Origin of the sequence: Streptomyces sp. DI166, from assembly GCF_900091315.1 — a bacterium.
Taxonomy (GTDB): Bacteria; Actinomycetota; Actinomycetes; order Streptomycetales; family Streptomycetaceae; genus Streptomyces; species Streptomyces fuscus.
The window spans coordinates 1-1061 of record NZ_FLSP01000243.1 but is presented as its reverse complement, the minus strand read 5'-3'; the positions used below and the strand labels follow the sequence as shown (position 1 = coordinate 1061).

Genomic DNA, 1061 nt, shown 5'->3' with positions numbered 1-1061 from the left:
GGAACTGCTTGCCGAGCATGTCGGCGACGGTGTCGAGCTGGGTGCGGACCGCATCGGCGGTGGGCTGGGCGAAGACCGTGCGGATCGTGGCGGCGGCCATCTCGGCCGCTTCCTTGTTGATCACGCTGAACACGTTGCGCAGGAAGTGCACCCTGCAACGCTGGTAGGCGGCTCCGAGCATGACCTTGCGGATGGCTTTGACCAGTCCCAAGTGGTGGTCGCCGATGACGAGCCGGACCCCGGTCAGACCGCGTTCGCGCAAGGAACGCAGGAACTCGGTCCAGAACACCTCGGTCTCACTGTCGCCGACCATCACGCCCAGCACCTCCCGGCCGCCCTCCTCGGTGATCCCGGTGGCGATCACCACGGCGCGGGACACGATCTGGTGCTCGACCCGCGCCTTGCAGTAGGTCGCGTCCAGATAGACGTACGGGAAGCGGACGTGGTCCAGGGGCCGGGCGCGGAACGCGGTCAGCTGGCCGTCCAGGTCCTGGCAGATCCGCGAGACCTCACTCTTGGATATCCCGGTCTCCGCGCCGAGGGCCTTGACCAGGTCGTCGACCGACCGCGTGGACACGCCGTGGACGTAGGCCTCCATGATGACGGCGTACAGGGCCTGGTCGATGCGGCGGCGTCGCTCCAGCAGCGCGGGGAAGAAGCTCCCCGACCGCAGCTTGGGGATCGCGAGGTCCAGGTCGCCGGCCTGCGTGCTGAGCGTCTTGTCGCGGTGGCCGTTGCGAAGCGCGGTGCGCGTCTCGGTGTGCTCGTTCCATTCCGCGCCGATCCGGGCCGTGGCCTCGGCCTCGATCAGTTCCTGGAGCATCCGCTCAGCCACACTGCGGACGAGTTCGAGCCCGTCCGCCGAACGTAGTGACTCCAGCAGCCGGAGTAAGTCATGCTGAGACAGGGCCATCCTGCACCTCCCGCGTTGAACTGCCCGTTCACTACGGAGAGTTGCACGATGGCCCGCCTTACGGGCAGGGAGCGAAAGCCCATCGGCACACGCCCCCCGGCGCACTCCCTAACCGTGATCGGCTACACCACAACAAGGGACGCCATCC

The 1061-nt window shown here is 67.5% G+C and carries 1 protein-coding gene; it reads right to left on the bottom strand.

Translation table 11 applies throughout. From position 1 onward, the window contains the following. On the bottom strand, nucleotides 1–913 hold a 913-nt coding region (locus GA0115233_RS40065), incomplete at its 3' end, for an IS256 family transposase (protein WP_093725722.1). Nucleotides 914–1061: the final 148 nt, after the last annotated feature.